Annotated in this window: 15 protein-coding genes; 3 read left to right on the plus strand and 12 right to left on the minus strand. The window is 36.3% G+C overall.

The features are described from left to right. Positions 1-51: 51 nt before the first annotated feature. From IWB64_RS12090 to bglX, 3 genes are all read left to right on the plus strand, one after another. The gene (locus tag IWB64_RS12090) at positions 52-459 is read left to right on the plus strand and encodes a hypothetical protein (RefSeq protein ID WP_194534240.1); all 408 of its coding nucleotides are present in this window, start codon (positions 52-54) and stop codon (positions 457-459) included. 184 nt (positions 460-643) lie between these two features. Next, positions 644-1009 carry a hypothetical protein gene (locus tag IWB64_RS12095; RefSeq protein ID WP_194534241.1) on the plus strand — a complete coding sequence of 122 codons (366 nt, stop codon included), beginning with the start codon at positions 644-646 and terminating at the stop codon, positions 1007-1009. Between the two features lie 255 nt (positions 1010-1264). After that, positions 1265-3538, plus strand: coding sequence for a beta-glucosidase BglX (bglX, locus tag IWB64_RS12100; protein ID WP_194534242.1), 2274 nt, complete (start codon positions 1265-1267; stop codon positions 3536-3538). 52 nt (positions 3539-3590) lie between these two features. Here bglX and IWB64_RS12105 read toward each other — a convergent pair whose 3' ends face one another. From IWB64_RS12105 to IWB64_RS12160, 12 genes are all read right to left on the minus strand, one after another. After that, positions 3591-4922 (minus strand): Lcl C-terminal domain-containing protein, encoded by a 1332-nt coding sequence (locus tag IWB64_RS12105; RefSeq protein ID WP_194534243.1) that lies wholly within the window; start codon positions 4920-4922, stop codon positions 3591-3593. 15 nt (positions 4923-4937) lie between these two features. Beyond that, positions 4938-6554: a carbohydrate-binding domain-containing protein gene (locus IWB64_RS12110; protein WP_194534244.1), complete on the minus strand. Its 1617-nt coding sequence runs from the start codon at positions 6552-6554 to the stop codon at positions 4938-4940. A gap of 186 nt (positions 6555-6740) precedes the next feature. Next, entirely contained in the window at positions 6741-8024 is a 1284-nt protein-coding gene (locus tag IWB64_RS12115) for an Lcl C-terminal domain-containing protein (RefSeq protein WP_194534245.1), read from the minus strand. Between the two features lie 21 nt (positions 8025-8045). Next, on the minus strand, positions 8046-8522 hold the full coding sequence (locus IWB64_RS12120; protein ID WP_194534246.1) for a Dps family protein: 477 nt from the start codon (positions 8520-8522) through the stop codon (positions 8046-8048). Positions 8523-8827: 305 nt separating this feature from the next. After that, positions 8828-10768, minus strand: coding sequence for an oleate hydratase (locus tag IWB64_RS12125; RefSeq protein WP_194534247.1), 1941 nt, complete (start codon positions 10766-10768; stop codon positions 8828-8830). Positions 10769-10899: 131 nt separating this feature from the next. Next, on the minus strand, positions 10900-11463 hold the full coding sequence (locus IWB64_RS12130) for an HdeD family acid-resistance protein (protein WP_226975863.1): 564 nt from the start codon (positions 11461-11463) through the stop codon (positions 10900-10902). 63 nt (positions 11464-11526) lie between these two features. Then, the gene (locus tag IWB64_RS12135; protein WP_194534248.1) at positions 11527-13128 is read right to left on the minus strand and encodes an oleate hydratase; all 1602 of its coding nucleotides are present in this window, start codon (positions 13126-13128) and stop codon (positions 11527-11529) included. Positions 13129-13489: 361 nt separating this feature from the next. Further along, positions 13490-14761: an MgtC/SapB family protein gene (locus tag IWB64_RS12140; RefSeq protein WP_194534249.1), complete on the minus strand. Its 1272-nt coding sequence runs from the start codon at positions 14759-14761 to the stop codon at positions 13490-13492. 28 nt (positions 14762-14789) lie between these two features. Continuing rightward, positions 14790-16472: an ABC1 kinase family protein gene (locus tag IWB64_RS12145; RefSeq protein ID WP_194534250.1), complete on the minus strand. Its 1683-nt coding sequence runs from the start codon at positions 16470-16472 to the stop codon at positions 14790-14792. 14 nt (positions 16473-16486) lie between these two features. Next, positions 16487-16873 carry a hypothetical protein gene (locus IWB64_RS12150; protein WP_194534251.1) on the minus strand — a complete coding sequence of 129 codons (387 nt, stop codon included), beginning with the start codon at positions 16871-16873 and terminating at the stop codon, positions 16487-16489. Between the two features lie 272 nt (positions 16874-17145). Continuing rightward, positions 17146-19128 carry an ATP-dependent zinc metalloprotease FtsH gene (gene ftsH, locus IWB64_RS12155; RefSeq protein ID WP_194534252.1) on the minus strand — a complete coding sequence of 661 codons (1983 nt, stop codon included), beginning with the start codon at positions 19126-19128 and terminating at the stop codon, positions 17146-17148. 1 nt (position 19129) lies between these two features. Next, on the minus strand, positions 19130-19477 hold the full coding sequence (locus tag IWB64_RS12160; protein ID WP_194534253.1) for a carboxymuconolactone decarboxylase family protein: 348 nt from the start codon (positions 19475-19477) through the stop codon (positions 19130-19132). Between the last annotated feature and the right edge of the window lie 168 nt (positions 19478-19645).

The raw sequence follows: 19645 nt of genomic DNA on the forward strand, positions 1-19645 counted from the left end.
AAGCCTATTGTACCAGGTAACTTATAAAACAACAAATTTAAATAGTGCATTATGAAAACAAAAACGTTGAATCCAAAAACAGAATTATTATTAGGTGCCGGGTTAGACGTTCTTCATTTTGAAAGTGAGGAATGGTTGAGCAACATAGCCTTTTATAAAGACGAGACTAGATTTTTTGCTGATTTAATAGAGAAAAGAAAGACCAATGATGCTGCCCAAACAGCCTATGGTCAAATACTTGAAAATCTAGATACCGTACATAAAGAATTGTTCGATTATCTAGCCAATGACATAGAAGAACATGAAAGACTGCTGTCTCGTTTAGAACTAGGTGAAAAAGGTTTGGCAGATGCCGATTATAGAGATAAGCACCGTCAACTTAAAAAAAGGATGGAAGGTTTTACAAGTAACTTTCGTCAATTCAAAAAGATGGTTTTCGGATATGTAAAAAGTCTTTAATTTTTTAGCTTGGAGATATAAAGATTGTGGGGATTTAATCTCTTTAAGCAAATGAAGCGCAAATTATTTGCGCTATTTACTAGAACAAGCCGAGTCAAATATTGAGAAAATAAGTTCTTAAAAAAATGATCTCGGCTTGTTTATTTCTAAATCAAATTATAAAATGTTCTAAACTAATTCTATTATGCAAATCTCTATTTATAGGAAAGAAAACCAAACCGCTGACAGCATTAACAATTTCACGGATTTTTATTATGGTTTGCGTATGCATTTCTTCGCTAGCGATTTATTATATAAAGGACTATCGCCTAAGCAAATTAGCTCTGCGGTAGAAAGAGCAATGAATGTGGCAAAGTCTTCTAAAATGAATCTACGAGAGCATTTCAGGCCTGTTTTCAGTAGTATAGATAATGAAATCATTAGTGACTGTAAATTATCTCGTTTAGGATATGGTCTTGTATTAATGAATGCAGAAACCAAACTTTCAATAGTAGGTAAGTGGCAACTCAAAGTTTTAGAGAGTTTCATGGGTGGTAATAATGCACATTAGGAACAGAACTTCTGTTTTTTAATCTAGGTTGTTATAGGGTGATAAAATGGATATAATACTTTTTTTTCAATGCTTTTTTTAAATAAGTGAAAAGATGAAGTGATTTTTTTTGTAGAGATGTTTTACACTAATTCTATTGCAATATAAAGATGTCATAGTATTGATTGATTATTTTTTTATCAATATTTTAGATTAAATTGGGGGCTGGGTTCGATTAATTTTTCGGAACACGGCCCTTTTATTTAACAGAACAGTATGAAAAAAATTTTAATTATTGGATGCGGTTTAATGGCATTCTGCCAAAATACTAATGCACAAATGAATCTTGATAATAGGATTGAAGAGAAAGTAGACTCTTTAATTAGCTTAATGACTTTAGAGGAAAAGGTTGGCCAGATGAACCAGTATAATGGTTTTTGGAATGTTACAGGTCCTGTTCCAGAAGAAGGGGATGCCTCTAGTAAATTCGAGCATCTTAAAAACGGTTGGGTAGGTTCTATGTTAAACGTTACAGGTGTAGAAGAAGTTCGCAAGGTACAGAAGATTGTAGTTGAAGAATCCCGCTTAGGAATTCCTTTAATTATAGGTTTTGATGTAATTCATGGATATAGAACACAAAGCCCAATACCTTTGGCAGAATCTGCTAGTTGGGATATGGAGGCTATAAAAGCTTCTGCAGCAATGGCTGCTGATGAAGCGTCTGCAACGGGCATAAACTGGACTTTTGCCCCAATGGTAGATATATCAAGAGATGCACGATGGGGGAGAGTAATGGAAGGCGCAGGTGAAGATCCTTATTTGGGTAGTCAAATAGCCAAGGCAAGAATTACCGGGTTTCAAGGAGAAGACCTTTCTGCACCAAATACTATTGCGGCAACAGCTAAACATTTTGCTGGGTATGGCTTTTCTGAAGCGGGTAGAGATTACAATACGGTAGATGTAGGTACGTCAACTTTGTACAATACTATTTTTCCACCGTTTATGGCAGCTATAGAAGCTGATGTAAAAACATTCATGAATTCATTTAATGTAATTAACGGTATACCCGCAACCGGCAATTCTTTTTTACAAAGAGATGTTTTAAAAGGAGAATGGGACTATCAAGGTTTTGTAGTTTCTGACTGGGGTTCAATGGCTGAAATGGTCGCTCATGGGTATTCTAAAGACGGAAAAGCTGCTGCAGAAAGTGCTGCAAATGCCGGTAGTGATATGGATATGGAATCGTATTTATATGTCAAGCATTTAAAAGATTTGGTAAATGAGGGAAAAGTTTCCGTTGATAAAGTTGATGATGCCGTTCGACGAATTTTAAGGGTAAAATATGAATTAGGTCTTTTTGATGACCCTTATAAATATTGTAACGAAGAGCGAGAAAAAAATGTAATAGGAAGCGATAAAAACAAAGCGATAGCGCTTGATATGGCAAAAAAGTCTATAGTGCTTCTTAAAAATGAAAATCAATTATTGCCTTTAAAAAAGAAGGGAATGAACATTGCTGTTATTGGTCCTTTGGCAGCTGATAAGAATAGCCCGCTAGGAGGTTGGAGACTTGCCGCAGAAGATAATTCTGCAGTATCGGTCATCGAAGGTTTAAAGAAATATAAAGGCAATAAACTACATCATGAAAAAGGAGTAGAGTTTATAAAGGGTATAGAGGCATTTATATCTGAACTTGATATTAATACAACAGATAGGTCTGGTATTGCCGAGGCTGTAGAAGTAGCTAAAAATAAAGATGTAGTAATCATGGTTCTGGGTGAGCATGGTTTTCAATCAGGTGAGGGTAGAAGTAGGGCTAGTTTAGATTTACCAGGTCTGCAACAAGAATTATTGGAAGCCGTATATGCCGTAAATAAGAATATAGTTTTGGTTTTAATGAACGGAAGACCCTTGGCTATTAATTGGGCAGATGAAAATATACCTGCCATAGTAGAAGCATGGCAATTGGGTTCAACTAGTGGTGATGCTATTGCTAAAGTACTTTATGGAGATTATAACCCAAGTGGTAAATTGCCTATGACTTTTCCGAGAAATGTGGGGCAGGTACCATTGTACTATAATTATTTAAATACGGGTAGACCCACTAACCCTGGTAATGATTTGGTTTTTTGGACGCATTATTCAGATGAAGTAAACACGCCTCTATATGAATTTGGATACGGTTTAAGTTATACCTCATTTACCTATGATAATTTAAAGTTGAGCGCAGAATCACTAAGTAGAACAGGAGATTTACATGTCAGTTTTGATTTATCTAATACAGGAAAATACGAAGGCAAAGAAGTTGTTCAGCTATACATACAAGATTTATTCGCCAGTAGAGCAAGACCTGTAAAAGAATTAAAAGATTTTAAAATGGTTTCTCTAAAACCTGGCGAGACTAAAAATGTGAGCTTTACCATTTCTGCGAAGAAACTAGAATTCTACTCTGCAAATAATAAATGGGAAGCTGAGACAGGTGATTTTAAAGTTTTTATAGGAGGAAGTTCCAATACCAAACTTGAGTCGGACTTCGCATTAAAAAACTAAAATAAAAACAATAGCCTCTGATTTTTAATAACTAAAAAAGCAGAGGCTATTGTTAATTAATATTTCTAACGAGGCGAACATAATTGTATGTACGCTCACCGCCTTCACCTAAATTACCGCCTTCGTATTTGGTATCGAACCGTACGGCACCGGCACCATGAAAATCTTTTCCTTCGTTGTTGACTGCCATGCCAAAAGCAACATACCAGGCGTAAAAGTAAGGCTCGCCACTTCTAAAATGCGCAGAAGTGCTGGTCCAATAATAACCAAAATCATCAGTGCCGGCTTCATTAGAAATCGGTGTGCAATTGAATATAGGGTCAATAGCTGGACCTTTATTTTTACTGTCTTTGGCATTTGGTGAAAAAGAGTAGTCTACAATACCTTGTAATTCTTTTACATTGGGCAAACGCCAATCGGTATAGTCAGCTATGTTAGCATTTTTGGCATAAACCAAAGCATCTTTCCAATTTAGACCTTTTCCGCTATCGCCTTTTGTCCACATAAGGCCTGTAGCGTTATCAGAAATAGTTCCGTCTTTATTATCGGTAAAATTATTTGTTCCATAAACAGTACCTCTAACTGCACGCACATGCTTCAGTAGTGGGTTGCCCGTGGGTCTTTCTCCATTTTGGGGAGGTCTTCCATTTTGGGGAGGTCTTCCATTTTCAGGAGGTTCCCCTTGTCCTGGAGGAGGCTGGCGATTTGGAGGTGGACCTTTATGGTCTTTCTCCTTATCTGGCGCAGCTGCCGGGTAGGCCTTTATATGCCCTGTAGCATGGTTTACACCAAAAGCAGCATTGTAACCACCTTCTTCTGTGTGACCAACATATGTATTGCTAGACCAGTATTGTTCACTTTTATCTACCTCTTCATTGTTGACAAGGGAAAAATAATTGGTATCTAAATACGGCCATCCAGAATTAAAATTACTAATGGAGAATAATTCTTTTGCCGATGGCATTCGCCAATCGTCATAACCACCTAGCTCTAAGTTTTCGCAATACTCTTTTGCGTCTTGCCAATTAAAGCCCTCTGAAGTTGGAATTTCTTGCCACATGAGCCCTGAGTTATTATCTGTAATAGTACCATTCCCGTTTTTGGTAAAGGACATTTTTTTGCCTTTCAGATAATTAGCATCTTGACCATAAAGAGAATCACTTTCAGAGATAGCATCAAGCACATTTCCATCATTGTCATACAAAGTGTACTGTCCCGTTGCAATCTGTACATAGTTGTTAGTTTTCAGGCTATCCTTGGAAATAGTGATTTGAGATTTTTTGTTCTCCTTATTTTTACAACCAGAAACAAATGCCAATGCTGAAAACAATATGATGGACATACTTAGCAAATTTGCCGTTTTTATTGTTGCTAAATTTTTCATGATTATTTTCTAAAGTTAATTACCTCCTGGACCGCCAGTACCTGGTTCTCCTGTTGGTCCCATTTCTCCTCCAATTTGTGTAACCGTGCTACTTATTGTAAATGAATCACCTGAGTCTGTTCCTCCACTATAAGTTCCAGAGGTGTATAATCCATTAACTTCAGTGCCATTGCTTACACTTCCTCCGGTATAGATAGTATACGTTTGATCTGTTTCTAATTTTGCGTTGGAATAAATAATTGTATTTACGCTATAGGGTACTTCATAAGTAAGGGCTTCCGTACCATCTTCCGATTGTATGTTTAATAACTGATTTGCATTAACACCATCAAAAATTACTGCGTTTTGTGTGCTTTCGCTCTCTGTAGGGAATGAAGTATTTAGTGCTAACCCTAAGATTGTTCCTCCAGTTATTTTAAATGTATTATCATCACAATCAAAACTACCATCGGGCTCATCGGTACGAACTGCTATGGCAATGGTTGTACCACCTGTAATGGTAATTCCTCCGTTACTATCAATGGCATCATTAAGCGTGGCGTAAACATAAATATTTCCTCCATTAATATATATATCATCACCTGCATTAAGACCGTCATCGTATGAATTGATGTTCATTGTACCGTCATTAATGGTCAATGTTCCTTTTGCTTCTATACCTTCGCCTTCTGAAGTAGTTATTTCAAAATCACCTCCATTAATTGTTACATAGGGAGTAATGGAATCATCGGGTTCTTCCTCGTCGTCAATGTCATACGAAGCTGCAATTCCATCATCAATTGCATTAATAGTAAAGGTTCCGTCGTTGATAATAATATAGCCTTCTTCACAATCCATTGCATCGCTATCTGCTGTTAAATTAAGTGTACCTCCGTCTACAATAATGTAATCGTTGGTGTGTATGGCATCAGATGCTGCTTCTGTAACTGTGATTGTTCCACTAATTACCCTAATATAATCATCACTTGCGATACCGTGCTTGTAGTTTCCTGCAACGTTAAGTGCTCCTGAACCGCTAAAAACCAATTGCCCTTCGCTAAAAAATGTTGCTTTTGCATCTTCATCATCAGGAATATTACTGTAAGTTGATGCATCGGTCAGGCTGTTTGTACCTTCCAAAACAACAAAAATGGTTTTAGAAGATTGGATGTTGACCGCAGGACCATCAGTATTCGCGATACTTAAATCACTTAACGATAATTTGAATTTCTTATCACTGTAAATTTTTAGCATACCATCTGTTGTTGTGCCAGATACTTCGTAAGCCACTTCTGAAATAGTGGAATTAATAGTAACGTCGGCACCATCTTGTGTAATAACCACATCATCAGGAACAGGGTTTGTAATTGAAGCCGAAGCGTTAGAAAATACAATTTGTACGGTATTTTCAAAAGTTGCATTTTCTACTAAATCATCTTCATCCGCACCTGTATTATCGGTATCTCCTTCAGCCGTTCCAGAGGTGTTTGTGTTTGTTATGGTAATAGAAGTGTCATCATCAACTACTTCTTCATCTACCATTACAGTATCTTCATCATCATCGCTACATGAACTAAAAGTTAATATTGAAGCGCTAAATGCTAATGCAATAAGGAGTAAATTGATATTCTTTTTAATTATTATATTTTTCATCGTTCTTTATTTTTATAGTATAAATATTAGTAAATATTTAATTGCAATTTTGAGTTTTCAGTGAATGCCCTTTAGTTCTCTGTAAACTAGATGTTATGATATATTTCTGTTTTTATTAATTTTCGAAAATTGTGTGCTTGTATGTGTTGCATAGAATAATCATGGCTTGCATTAGCTGAGTTATTATTATTTTAAATCTCTAACCAACCGTACATAATTATTGATTCGTTGCGCATCACCTTGAGGGCCGTGGCCTTTGGGCCAATCTTTAGGGTCACCAATTTTTGGGTCACTACGCTGCGCACCTGCTCCGTGTACATCCATCCATTTACCATCCATATATCCCATGGCCCTACCAAAAGAAACATAAGATGCGTTTCTACCTTTTGCCTCAGTAGACCAGTTAGAATGTGTTGTACTAGACCAATAAAAAGGGTAGTCTTTTTGACCAGCTTCATTTATGATTTCAGAACAATTAAAAAGTGGGTCTATTGCTGCGGATTCTGAAGTGTTAGGGGAACGGGAATAATCAACGATACTTTGTAGTTCTTTTACGTTGGGCAACCGCCAATCAGAATACCCTGCAAATTCATAGTTTTCGGCATAGTTTAATGCTTCTTGCCATAAGATGCCTTTTTGGTTGTCGTTGTGCATCCACATGAGACCTGTAGCCTTATCTGAGATGGTGCCATTGCCGTTATCTTCAAAATTATTGATACCGTAATTCTTGTTCCCTCTTACATAGGTTACAAAAAACGTTTTATCACCGGGACCAAATGGCATCCTTAATCCGTAACCTTTTATACGACCATCGGCAAAATTGACGCCGAATAACAAATCTCCACCCACATACATGTTAGAACTAGCATATTGAGAGTCTATAATTCGTTCTCTTGCACTGGTGTCTCCGTAAGCGAATTTGAAATAATCGGTATCTATAAAAGGAATTAACCCTTCTAAAGATGAAGAATTATAACCGCTAGGGTCAACACCACTAAAAACTATTAAAGAAAATTGTTCTTTAATGGTAGGCAATCGCCAATCTGTATAGCCACCTAAATTGAAAGAAGCAGCACCAGCTGCTGCCTCTTTATAAGTCATTTTATCACTTGCCGTAATTCTTCCATCGCCATTTGTGTCGGGGCTCTGCTGCCACATTAAACCCGTAACTAGATCAGTTACCGTACCATCATCATTATCTTTGTATTTAGGGATGTTACCAGGGTAATTTGCATTTTGTCCATAAAAATCATCACCAATAGCTGGTGCTTTAATTTCAGTACTGTTGTCGTAGAATTTACTCTGATTTGTACCAACAATAGGGTAATCTAAATTACTCTTGTCATTATGTACAATACTATTAAGCCTTGAGTTTTTACCAGAGCTCAATAACAAAACAATGACTATGAGAACACAACAAAACCCGAATACGATTGATGTCTTTTTTTTAGGTTTTACAATCCGTTTCATAATGGATCTGTTTAATTTAAATTATGCTAAATGTGAACGTAGCATCCAAGCAGTTTTCTCATGTTCTTCCATTAAGCCAGTAACATAATCACTAATACCTTCAGCCTGCCATTTGTCTGAAATTGGTTTTATTTCTTCTCGTAGAAAAATGATAATGCTTTCGTGGTCTTCTAATAATTCTGCGAATACGCTTTGACTGTCATTGCCGCCTTTCGCCTTTTCCGTAAGATGTGTCAATTGAGAATAGTCTTTTAATGTTGCTGGTACATAATGACCCAATGCACGTATTTTTTCAGCTACGGTATCAACCACCTCTTGTTGCTCTTCATACAACGTTTCTAGATAAAGGTGTACCGAATGAAAATCGGGTCCTTCTACGTTCCAATGGAAGTTTAGAGTTTTTGAATAGAGTACAAATTCATCTGCTAATATTTTTGATAATTGATCTGCAATAGCTTGTCTATTTTCTGCTGAAATTCCAATGTTAGGTGTTTTCATTTTTGTAGATATTGATTAATATTTCTTCAAAGATATTATGATTCAAAAGCTATTAAACTGATTCAAATCATGTAGAGGATTTTTAAGAAAATTTTATAACCAAGGTAAGATGCACAGGAAAAATATAGAAGCCGAAAAACTCTGTGACACCCCTATTTTTAGACGTTTAAGAATAAAAAAATACAGATTAGCAAATAACTAAAGTTGCTAAATCTGTATTTTTTAAATATAAATAGTGTAAAAAGAAGCGTAATAATGGTCAATGATTTTTCTGTTTTTTAATATGACCAAAACCCTTTAAAAAGTTAATGGGTTAGCTCTTTTGCCCACCCTTTAATTTTATCTAACTGTTCATAAAGAAAAGAATCATGTTGCTCTTCGTCTTCTACTCCTTCAGGTAAAATATGTTCAAAGTAAGTGTTTTTAAGTACACGTTTTAGAACACTTTCTCCAGGAAAAGGTTTGTAATCGTTTAATGCCTTAGCAGCCTTTAATAGTTGACGAATATCATACTGACCAGCAGCAATATCGGGCACTTGCTTATTAAGGTTCAGCAATTTATAAACAGCTATTCTAGCAGTTCTAATTGAAGTGTCTACGGTAAACACAACATCATTAGGCGTTTCTACAAACTGCCCTACAAGACCTAAATTCTTAGAACCATTTGGTACAACTTCTGGTCTGTCTCCTGCAGCCCTAGGCATAAACATTGAGGTAATGTATGGCATGAAACTAGTTTTAACAATGGTATTTTTAATGATAGTATCAACTTTATCTTCTAAACCAATATGAAAACATAACTCAGCTAAAACCTCATTACCTGTACATTGTGGCATTGGTTTTTTACTATAGTTCCCGTTTTTATCCATAAATAAAGCATACACCCATATCACCAGAATATCATCTGGTTGTTCAGGAAAGTGCGGTTGGCGATTAATGGTAAAACTCATTAACCAGTTAGAGTCTGTTATAGTAACAATCCCTCCGGTTGCCGATTTTCCAGAATAGGGGTCGTTTACACAGTATTCTTTTATTTTTTCGGTGAAAGCTGATGGGCGACATGTTAATGTTGCAGATTCCCAAGAAGATTTTTCAACAGAACTGTAGAACTTTTCAGGTTTACCAAATTCAATAGATTTTGTAGCTAAGTTTTTCCATAACTGCCATCCGTCACTTTCACCACTTTTAATACTATCAATTCCCTCTATTGGTGCATTTGTATTATCGCCATAACGAGTGTCTTCTGTCATTGAACCTGTGGTAACGATCACAAAATCGTTTTCAGTTACAGGGATTGTTATTTCTTTATCTTCTTGTTGTGTAATAATGCCTTTAACAACTTTACCTTCCGTATTTATTTGTACATCTAAATCCTTAACGAAAGTGTTGAACTGAATTTTAACTCCTTTAGATTTTAAATGTTCTGTTAATGGTTTTACAAAGGTGTCATGCTGATTGTATTTTGGAAATACCAAGCATGATAGATCATTAAAACCGTCAATACGGTGTAAAAATCGGTGCATATATAATTTACACTCTAGTAGACTGTGCCAGTTTTCAAAAGCGAACATGGTACGAAATAGTGTCCAAAAATTACTTTTAAAAAATGAATCGCTGAAATAACTTTCGACGGTAACATCATCTAGCTCTTCTTTCTTTTTTAGTAAAAGTTTTACAACAGCTAATTGATCTAGTTTGTTTAAATTAAATTTACTAAAATCTAGTACTTCCCCGTTATTATGAATTAATCTAGCTTTTGAATAATTGGGGTCGTTATCATTTAATAAACGAAATTCGTCTAAAACACTATAAGGTGCTGGCATTTCTAAAGCAGGAATATCTTGAAAAATATCCCATAGATTCTCATAGTTCATTTCCAGTTCTCTACCGCCTCTTATTAGGTAGCCATCTTTAGCATTTCCTGATCCATCTAAAGAACCACCTTCAATGGCAATTTTGTCAAGAAAAATTATATTTTTTCCGGGTATGTGTCCATCTCTTATAAAATAATATGCAGCAGACAGACCGGCAATACCAGTCCCAACAATATAAACCTTACTGTTTTTGAAAGATTTAGGAGGTATACCTTTATTACGTTGGTAATTTCCTGTAAGATCAGCAAAAGGCATGGGTTGATCTTTAGAATTGCGTACTACTTCTTTACTAGCATCTGGAGCATGATCTACTTGTCCAGGGAATGGTGAAGCATTTAATACTTTGTCGAATTTTTCTGTTATTTTTCCCATGTTTTCTAATTTTATTTTTAAGTGATACTGCTTTTAAATTTAATAGCAGTGAACGCATTGTATTATGATAAACCTGTCCTTTATATTGGAGCCCCCTAATTAATTGACTATAGTGTTTTCTTAAAGTTGTCTTATAGATTTTTGCCCATTTTTTTAAGGTCAAAGCCCAAGAAAATTCTAAATACCCCAGCCGTAATAAACCCGAAGGCAGTCATATACACTAAGCTCAGTCCCGCGTAAAAAGGGTAGGTCAAAATTAAAAGGGAAAGAAGGAGTGTTACTATGCCCCAAAATATAAGCAGGCCCCATCGGGTAACCCCAAATACCTTTAGTTGAAAAGAAAGGCCGAGACTCAGAATACTTTGAAACAGTAGCCAAAAACCCACGAATATGGGTAAAAGCATCATGGTCATAAGTGGATGAACCAAAAGTAATGTGCCAACAATCAGGTCTAAAAGACCTGCTAGCAAGTACCAGTTCAAACCTTCCATTACATTTCTATTTGAAATAGCAAAGACGATATGGAATATACCGGATGCTAAAATGAAAAAGCTAAAAAGCATACTTAAGGATAAATAACTTTCTAATGGGGTACGGATTACCCACACCCCAATAAATAGGTATAGAATACCCACTAAAATAGATATCCACCAGTTCTTAATAGCTTTTTGAGTCGAATCCAATAATGTGTTCATAATTATTTTTTTTTATCTCTAGTTCTACTACATTTTAAACTGCTAAAGACAATCTATTTTTATTTAATGAAATGCCTTCGCAACGGTTTCCAATTCCACTTTTAATGTTTTATCGAATTTGTTTATTGGCGGAATTTCCAGGTCGATGTCAAGTAATTCATATACTGCCATCTGAGCAGCCCTAACGGAGTATTCAACAGTAAAAACAACATCATCCGGTATTTCTACAAACTGGCTTATAAATGCTAGATTTTTTGAATTTTTGGGTACTGGTAAAGGTCTGTCCGTTTTTAAACGTGGCATGAACATACTGGTGATATAGGGCATTCTACATGGTATACAAATGGCATTGCCAAAAACAATATCATAATCGAATTTTAAATGACCAGCGAGTTCTCTAAGAATTTCTTCTCCTGTACATTCCGTCATTGGTTTGCCAACAAAATTACCAACTCGGTCTGGGTGCAGACCATAGGTAAAGAATACCTGTACATCTGATGGTTGGTCTTTATAATGTGGTTGTTGGTTTAATGAAAAACTCATGAACCAATTAGAGTCTTTTAGTGTCACCTGGCTACCTGTTCCTGCTTTGTTTCCAGAGAATTTTTCCATCTGGTCAAAGAAAGCGGTGTCTTTTAAGGTTACTGTAAAAGATTCCCAAAACGATTGTGCTATATTGGAATTGAATACTTCAGGTTTGCCAAATCCCGGGTATTTTTTAGCTAATTTTTCCCATAAGGTCCACCCTTGGCTATCTGCTTTTGTATAGAATTTAGGAGCACTTGTCATGGAACCATAACTAGAAGCGTCTGTCATTGAGCCGTTTTGATAGAATACCAAATCGTCATCGTTAATTTTAATTGTTTTGTTATTTCCTGCATTTTCGTAAACAAGGTTTTTTACAATTACTTTTTTGCTTCCTGTTTTTGGGTCAAGACCAAATTCTGTATCCAAATCAGTAACGGTACTGCCTCTCATAAAATTGACACCATGAGATTTAAGCCAAACTTCTAAAGGTAAAATCATAGAATCATACTGGTTGTATACCGTACGTCTAACACCTGTCATGGTTTCAACATTTGGGAACTCTTGCATAAACCTGTGCAAGTAGCGTTTAAATTCTACAGCACTATGCCAAGGGGAGAACGCAAAACTTGTTCGCCACATATACCAGAAATTGCTTTCAAAAAAAGAAGGTGTAAACCAATCGTAAATTGAAGTATTCCCTAGTTTATCTTCACTAGACTCACTTAATTTAAGAAGCTCCGTACGGTTGGCCATGGTAAGACCAAGTTTAGAAGAATCAACAATTGCCCGATTCTTATCTATAAGACGTGCTTTTGCATTAGATTTCACACGTTCGTTAAACGCAACGGTTTCTTCATATACAGAGGTATTGGGGTCTGTAAGTGACGGAATTGTATTAAATAACGCCCAAGTACATTCATAAATGTTTAAGGTTAACATACGAGAACCACGCAGCGTATATCCTTGCTCAGGATTTCCTCCAGCATCTAAACTACCGCCTAAGACTGGTAAACTTTCATAGATTGTAATATTGCTGCCTGATACTCCACCATCACGAATTAGAAATGCCGCTCCGGCCAGTGATCCTATTCCACCACCAATGAAGTACGCTTTTCTATCACTATTTTGAATATCCATAATAAATTATTTTAGATTATTATTTATTGTAATTCATAGTGGGCCAGTAAGTTTCTTCAGCATCATTATCGCCTCATTAAAGTCTTCTAGTCTATCTAAGAGCTACTTTATTTTGTATGATTTCTTAGTTTTAATAGGGGTTTCAAGTTTACAATTCCACTCACTTAAAAGCCTACTTAAAAAAACCGTATTCAAAGTTATAGGAAGGCGAGATATGATAACCTGACCTAGGTCAGGTACACGAAAAAAACATGTAATTTCAATTGAATTTTAGGTAACAATTTGAAGAAAATAATAGCTAGTCATCTAGGTGAAGACGGAATAGAAATTCTATATAGGTGGATGTCTTTTGGACCTACGATTAAACGTTGTTGGAAAGGATATAGATAACACCTACGAGAATGATGGAGCCAAATGTATAGCCTACGAGCTTTCCTGTAGTTTTCGAGCCCTTAAATATACTGATGCCTAACTTAACGAGCATATTACTTGAAATGGCAGCAATGATAACCAGTGAAGCTAATTCTAGTTTTTCTGAATCCAATGAAAATTTTGCCATGCTTATGGTAATAGCATCCGTATCTGCTAACCCTGAAATTAAGGCGGAATAATACAGACCACTTTCGCCAAAAAACTTATTACTATAGAAAACGGCAAACAGGATTACGACATAAATAGCTCCAAAACCAATAGCATTTAATATGTTAAGCGGGTTTCCTAACTTAATATTGGTATCTGGTTTTTTTGTATCTCTTTGGATGAGGACTAACGAGACTACTATACAGATTATGGTCAAAAGGGAAAAGGGGAGTGCCAAATACATGAGAAGGTCTCCATTAAAAATATACGTCAAAAGTGCAAGTCTGGGAAACATAATTGCGGAAGCAATAATGATACCTGCTGCATATTTTTTTGAGAGCTCGGGAGATTCTTCACTTCGGGAGGCATAGCTCCAAGTTACCGCTGTGCTAGATATAAGACCACCTAGAATAGCTGTTAATAATATGCCCCTTTTTGAACCTACATATTTGACCAGGAAGTAGCCTATGAAATTCAAAAAAGATACGATTACAACTATAGATCCAATTTCAAACGGGTTCAATAAATCACTGGGGCCGTAGACTTTGTTGGGAAGAAAAGGCAGAATCAAAAGTGATATAATAGAGAATTTAATAAAAGCAAAAAGTTCTTCTGAAGTAATGTTACTGATAACCGTTCGGAATTTGGTTTTTAATGAAAGTAAAGTTACTATTATAACTGCTGTGGCAACGGCATCTCTATAATACTCTGCAGATACCATAATACCCAAAACAAACGTAGCGATCAAGGCTAAATTGGTGGTTAGCCCTTTACCATATTCTTCCTGTTTCCGATACATACGATTAACTGCCAAAAACAATATAAAAGCACCTAAACTAACGATCAATATCCAAACGGTAAATTTATCGGTCAGGTTTTCTAAAGCGAAACCTAATATGGCAACAATGGGAAAAGTACGGATACCCGCAAACCCTTGGTCTTTTAACTTATCATATTCTCTTTCCAAGCCAATGATCAAACCAATTCCCATACTTATGAGCACACCTAGAAGATAGCTGTCCATAAATTCATTCATACCTTCAAACTTTATCATCCAGTTTTTAGATTAGTGGTTCTAATACTTAAAATTGATCGTTCCTAAATATGGATATTACAATGTAAAAACCCAATACAGCCGATAACACAAAACCAATAGCTCCCAATAATGGAATACCGTTTATAAGGGGAGGCATTTTTGCCATAACCAAGATTGAAGACCCAATGGAAAGGGCGGCTATGATTACAGCAAAGACCAATCGGTTGACAGATTTACTTATTGCCGTTTGAAACTCTGTTAACCCTTTGTGTTCGTGAATCACCACCAGTTTACCATCTTTTATTTTTTTAAGGATGGCGTTGATATCATCGGGTAGGGTGTCTATGAGGTCATTAATATCTTGAAAACGACTTAGGTTCTTTTTAAATAGCCGTTTTAAGCTAAATCTTCTTCGGATAATTTTAGAGGTATAAGGTTCTAAATTATCCGTAATGTTAAAAGATGGATCTAATTTTCTGCCTACGCCCTCTATAATAATAAGTCCTCTTATCAGCATATATAGATAGTGTGGTAGGATGATTCTATTCTCGTACAACACGGTTTTGAACTGGGTGAGAATAGTTCCTATTTTTACATTTTGTAGCGAGATGTCGCTTACTCCAGAAACCAGTTCGTATAAATCTTGTTCTAGTTTTTTGTAATCGGGTATATCTGTTTTAACTGCAATCTTCTCAAGTAAAATAATAATTTTCTTGACGTCTTTTCTTAAGAAATAGAGTAGCAGGTCGCCAAGGGCTTCTTTATCGCTAGGCATTACGGTACCCATCATACCAAAATCTAAGAAGCAAATTTGGCCCGTAGTTGGAAGTACAAATATGTTTCCCGGATGTGGATCCGCATGAAAGAAACCATGCTCAAGAATTTGTTCTATATATAGGTCAACTCCAACTTTGGCTACTGCTATCGGATCTATGTTTGCAGCTTTAAGTGTATTAATTTCAGATACTTTTATCCCGTCAATGAACTCCATGCATATAATACGATTTGTAGACAGCGGACGATAGATTACCGGAACATGAATCATTTCATTACCCTCAAAATTCCGAGCGAATTTTTCGGTATTATCCATTTCTCGTAAAAACTGAAGTTCTTCCCGAATACTTTGTTCAAAAGATGCTATAATGCGCACGGGTTGTAAAGCTTGTGCTTGGGTACTATATTTCTCCAATGCTCTGGCAACTTGTTTCATGATCAACAAATCGCTCTCAATGACTTCTTCTATATTAGGGCGCTGAATTTTAAGAACCACATCTTCTCCGCTCAATAATTTTGCACGGTGTACTTGGGCCAAAGATGCTGCCGCTAAAGGTTCTGGATTGACGGACAAGAAATAATCGGACAAGGTGATTTCCAGCTCGTCTTCAATAGTTTTTTGTACATCAAAGTTTTTTAAATTAGGAGCGTGGTCTTGTAATTTTTCTAATTCCTTTATGAGCTCAGGTGGAAGCATGTCTTCCCGATTGCTGAAAATCTGGCCTAGCTTTACATAGCTTGGTCCCAGTTCTTCGAGCACCATACGAATACGTTCGTATGTTGAAAAAGAAAGGTTTTTTTCGGTATCGGGATGTCCGTTCAAATAACTTTTTGGAATCGCCTTTGTGATACCGCTATTTACCAAAACGTCCTCAAACCCATATTTGGCGAGGACGTTGAATAGAGTGGCGTACCTTTTTATTTCTTTTTGTTTCGGAATTTTAAATGCAGCCATATTTAATGGGTTTGTTACATGTATTTTGACAGAAACCGGAAAAAATTCTTTTTAAGATCAGCGTAAATTTGTCTTTGGATTTCCATTTTTTCACGAATCTCTGTATGTGTATTAAACATAGGAACATCCATAGAGTCAGCTTTATCATTACTGTGCTCGGAAATATTCAATTCATGCTTTTCAATCGTTTCTTGTAAATCTTCTATAACATTGCCATGAAGAATAAATTCATTTTGATAATGTTCTAGCTGTGCAAGTACATCCTTATCTGTCCAACGAGTTTGGAGTTCACCTAATCTGTCATTGAAGGTTTTTAATTCGTCTTTCCAGAAAGCGAGTTCAGATTCCCATTGTTTATGTTCAAAGTGTAAATCAGAATTGTAAATTGTTGCTGTTTTCATAACATGTATTTAAAATTATTAATAAAGAATTTCACTTACAATAAAATCTATATTCAAAGGTGTAAATTTCCTAGCATAATAGATATGACCCAAGTCATACTTTGCCAGTATTGTTAACTTTAAATGTAGTATGTGGAAATATGAACATCTAGTTTAGAAAATTATTTTAAAAAATAAGAGGGTACATTATACTTATAATGTACCCTCTGAAAAATGACCTAACGTTTCAATACATTTTTTCAAATGGATTGATTAAACAATGCTTCTTTATTTTAGATGACAGACAATTGGTTATCGTCATTTACATCTACATTATTAGGAATAAATTCTATTCTTTTTCCTAGAATGGCTTCTAAATCTTCTTTCTCCGCTACTTCATGCTCAAGCAAATGTTGGGCTAGTTTCTCTAGCTCTTCTCTGTGCTCAACCAATACAGCTTTAGTCTTTTTATAGGCGTTAAGAATTAGAGATTGAGCTTCCTGATCTATAAGCTTGGCCATAGATTCACTATAAGGTTTTCCCACCAGACGATCATTTTGCCCAGATGAATCATAAAAACTGATTGGCCCTATTTTTTCGTCCAGTCCGTAGTAAGATACCATGGCATAGGCTTGTTTTGTTGCTTTTTCAAGATCATCTAAAGCTCCTGAAGAAATCTCGTTAAAAACAATGTCTTCAGCAGCCCGTCCGCCCAAAGAAGCGCACATCTGATCTATAAATTGGGCTTTGGTTACAATTTGTCTTTCTTCTGGTAAATACCATGCGGCACCCAAAGATTTTCCTCTTGGAATAATAGAGACTTTAACCAGAGCATCTACATTCTTCAGGTACCAACTTACAACGGCATGACCTGCCTCATGGTGTGCTACGGTTTCTTTTTCCTTAGGGGCTATGATTTTACTTTTTCGTTCCATTCCTCCAACAACACGGTCCCTAGCATCCATGAAATCATGAGAATGTACTTTTTTCTCTTTTTTACGAGCGGCAATAAGTGCAGCTTCGTTACAGATATTGGCAATGTCCGCTCCTGAAAATCCAGGACTTAATTTAGCCAAATCATGTGGTTTTACATCTCCCGCAAGTTTAAGTGGTCTAAGGTGAACTTTGAATATTTCTTCGCGCTCATCCTTGGTAGGTAGTTCTAGATATATATGCCGGTCAAACCTACCCGGCCTCAATAATGCTTTATCTAGCACATCTGGGCGGTTGGTTGCGGCCAAAACAATTACGCCTGTATTAGGACCAAAACCATCAAGTTCGGTAAGCAATTGGTTCAATGTATTTTCACGCTCATCATTAGACTGAAAACCACCGCTTTTGCCACGGGAACGTCCTACTGCATCAATTTCGTCAATAAAAATAATACTTGGTGTTTTCTCCTTAGCACGTTTAAATAGATCACGTACCCTAGATGCACCAACGCCAACGAACATTTCAACAAATTCAGAACCGGACATAGAAAAGAATGGAACTCGGGCTTCTCCGGCTACTGCTTTTGCTATCAGGGTTTTTCCTGTTCCAGGAGGTCCTACGAGTAAAACTCCTTTTGGAATTTTTGCTCCCAACTCCGTATACATCTCAGGATTCTTTAAAAAATCTACGACCTCCATGACTTCAATTTTGGCCTCTTTTAAACCTGCTACATCCTTAAAAGTTACAGAGCTTTTGGTATCCTTTGTCGCTAATTTAGCGGTAGACTTTCCTATGTTCATCATAGAACTTCCCATGCCGCCGCCAGTTCCCATTCGCTTCAGCATAAAAAACCAGAATGCCATAAGTACAACCAGTGGCAAAATCCACGATAGGGTAGAACCCCAACTTGTGCGGTTTTGATACTGAACATCAATTTTATTTGTAGACGAAAAAGAACTTTGCGCTTGTTCTAACTTATTTTCAAAATTCTCAACAGAGCCAATGGTCATTTTGTATTTTGGAGCTTCAATACTACCAAACAAACTCTTGGTTGTATCTTTTGAAGCCTTATTTGCAGCGGTGTCTTTTTTAATATAAAATTCCGCAAACTCCTTATTGACCACTATTATTTTTGAAATTTCATCTTTCGCCAAAAGCGAGTCTTGAAGAAACGTCCAACTTATTTCTTTTGTAGCGGAAACGGGGCTAGAGATAAAGGTGAACAAGGCAAAAGACCCAAAAATCAAGATGAGAATCCAATTAGAATTGAATCCGCCAAAAGGTGATTTTGGGTTTTTGTCCTCCGGTGTACCGGTGTCTTTTTTATTTGGTTGCCGTTTCATATTATTGGAGTACCACAAATTGGTTTAATGCTTCCAAAGCTTCACAACCGTACATGAGAGCGGGACCTCCACCCATCATCACAGCCACGCCTATGGTTTCTATAATTTCTTCGGAACTAGCGCCTGCTTCTATGGCATCGTGCACGTGAAAGGCAATACAACCGTCGCAACGAACTGTTATAGCAATTCCAAGGGCAATAAGTTCCTTGGTTTGGGTAGATAGTACACCTTCTGCAGTACTGGCCTTATGCAGGCTGTTGAAGCCACCTATAGTTTCGGGTATGCTGCTACCTAGTTCTTTTATTAATCTTGTGAGGTCGTTATAGTGTTTTCCATAATCTTTTATCATGACGTAGTATTTTAGAATTTATACTGTTTTAGAAATACTATTTTCTAGTGTGTTTTATACTAGTTCAAAGCTATTTTAAATCCATAAGTTTTAACATGATTTAAATCAGTAGTCTATAGGAAATTATGGGTTTTGGAGGAAGCAAGGGGGTGCGATAGTTTTCATAAT

Source organism: Zobellia nedashkovskayae (genome assembly GCF_015330125.1).
In the GTDB taxonomy this organism is placed as follows: Bacteria; Bacteroidota; Bacteroidia; order Flavobacteriales; family Flavobacteriaceae; genus Zobellia; species Zobellia nedashkovskayae.

What these genes read in the sequence shown, in the direction of transcription:
- IWB64_RS12120 (WP_194534246.1), bottom strand. Translation starts at nt 8,522, where the DNA reads ATGAAAACACCTAACATTGGAATTTCAGCAGAAAATAGACAAGCTATT.
- IWB64_RS12125 (WP_194534247.1), bottom strand. Translation starts at nt 10,768, where the DNA reads ATGGGAAAAATAACAGAAAAATTCGACAAAGTATTAAATGCTTCACCA.
- IWB64_RS12150 (WP_194534251.1), bottom strand. Translation starts at nt 16,873, where the DNA reads ATGAAAACAGCAACAATTTACAATTCTGATTTACACTTTGAACATAAA.
- bglX (WP_194534242.1), top strand. Translation starts at nt 1,265, where the DNA reads ATGAAAAAAATTTTAATTATTGGATGCGGTTTAATGGCATTCTGCCAA.
- IWB64_RS12160 (WP_194534253.1), bottom strand. Translation starts at nt 19,477, where the DNA reads ATGATAAAAGATTATGGAAAACACTATAACGACCTCACAAGATTAATA.
- IWB64_RS12135 (WP_194534248.1), bottom strand. Translation starts at nt 13,128, where the DNA reads ATGGATATTCAAAATAGTGATAGAAAAGCGTACTTCATTGGTGGTGGA.
- IWB64_RS12115 (WP_194534245.1), bottom strand. Translation starts at nt 8,024, where the DNA reads ATGAAACGGATTGTAAAACCTAAAAAAAAGACATCAATCGTATTCGGG.
- IWB64_RS12090 (WP_194534240.1), top strand. Translation starts at nt 52, where the DNA reads ATGAAAACAAAAACGTTGAATCCAAAAACAGAATTATTATTAGGTGCC.
- IWB64_RS12095 (WP_194534241.1), top strand. Translation starts at nt 644, where the DNA reads ATGCAAATCTCTATTTATAGGAAAGAAAACCAAACCGCTGACAGCATT.
- IWB64_RS12145 (WP_194534250.1), bottom strand. Translation starts at nt 16,472, where the DNA reads ATGGCTGCATTTAAAATTCCGAAACAAAAAGAAATAAAAAGGTACGCC.
- IWB64_RS12110 (WP_194534244.1), bottom strand. Translation starts at nt 6,554, where the DNA reads ATGAAAAATATAATAATTAAAAAGAATATCAATTTACTCCTTATTGCA.
- IWB64_RS12130 (WP_226975863.1), bottom strand. Translation starts at nt 11,463, where the DNA reads ATGAACACATTATTGGATTCGACTCAAAAAGCTATTAAGAACTGGTGG.
- IWB64_RS12105 (WP_194534243.1), bottom strand. Translation starts at nt 4,922, where the DNA reads ATGAAAAATTTAGCAACAATAAAAACGGCAAATTTGCTAAGTATGTCC.
- IWB64_RS12140 (WP_194534249.1), bottom strand. Translation starts at nt 14,761, where the DNA reads ATGATAAAGTTTGAAGGTATGAATGAATTTATGGACAGCTATCTTCTA.
- ftsH (WP_194534252.1), bottom strand. Translation starts at nt 19,128, where the DNA reads ATGAAACGGCAACCAAATAAAAAAGACACCGGTACACCGGAGGACAAA.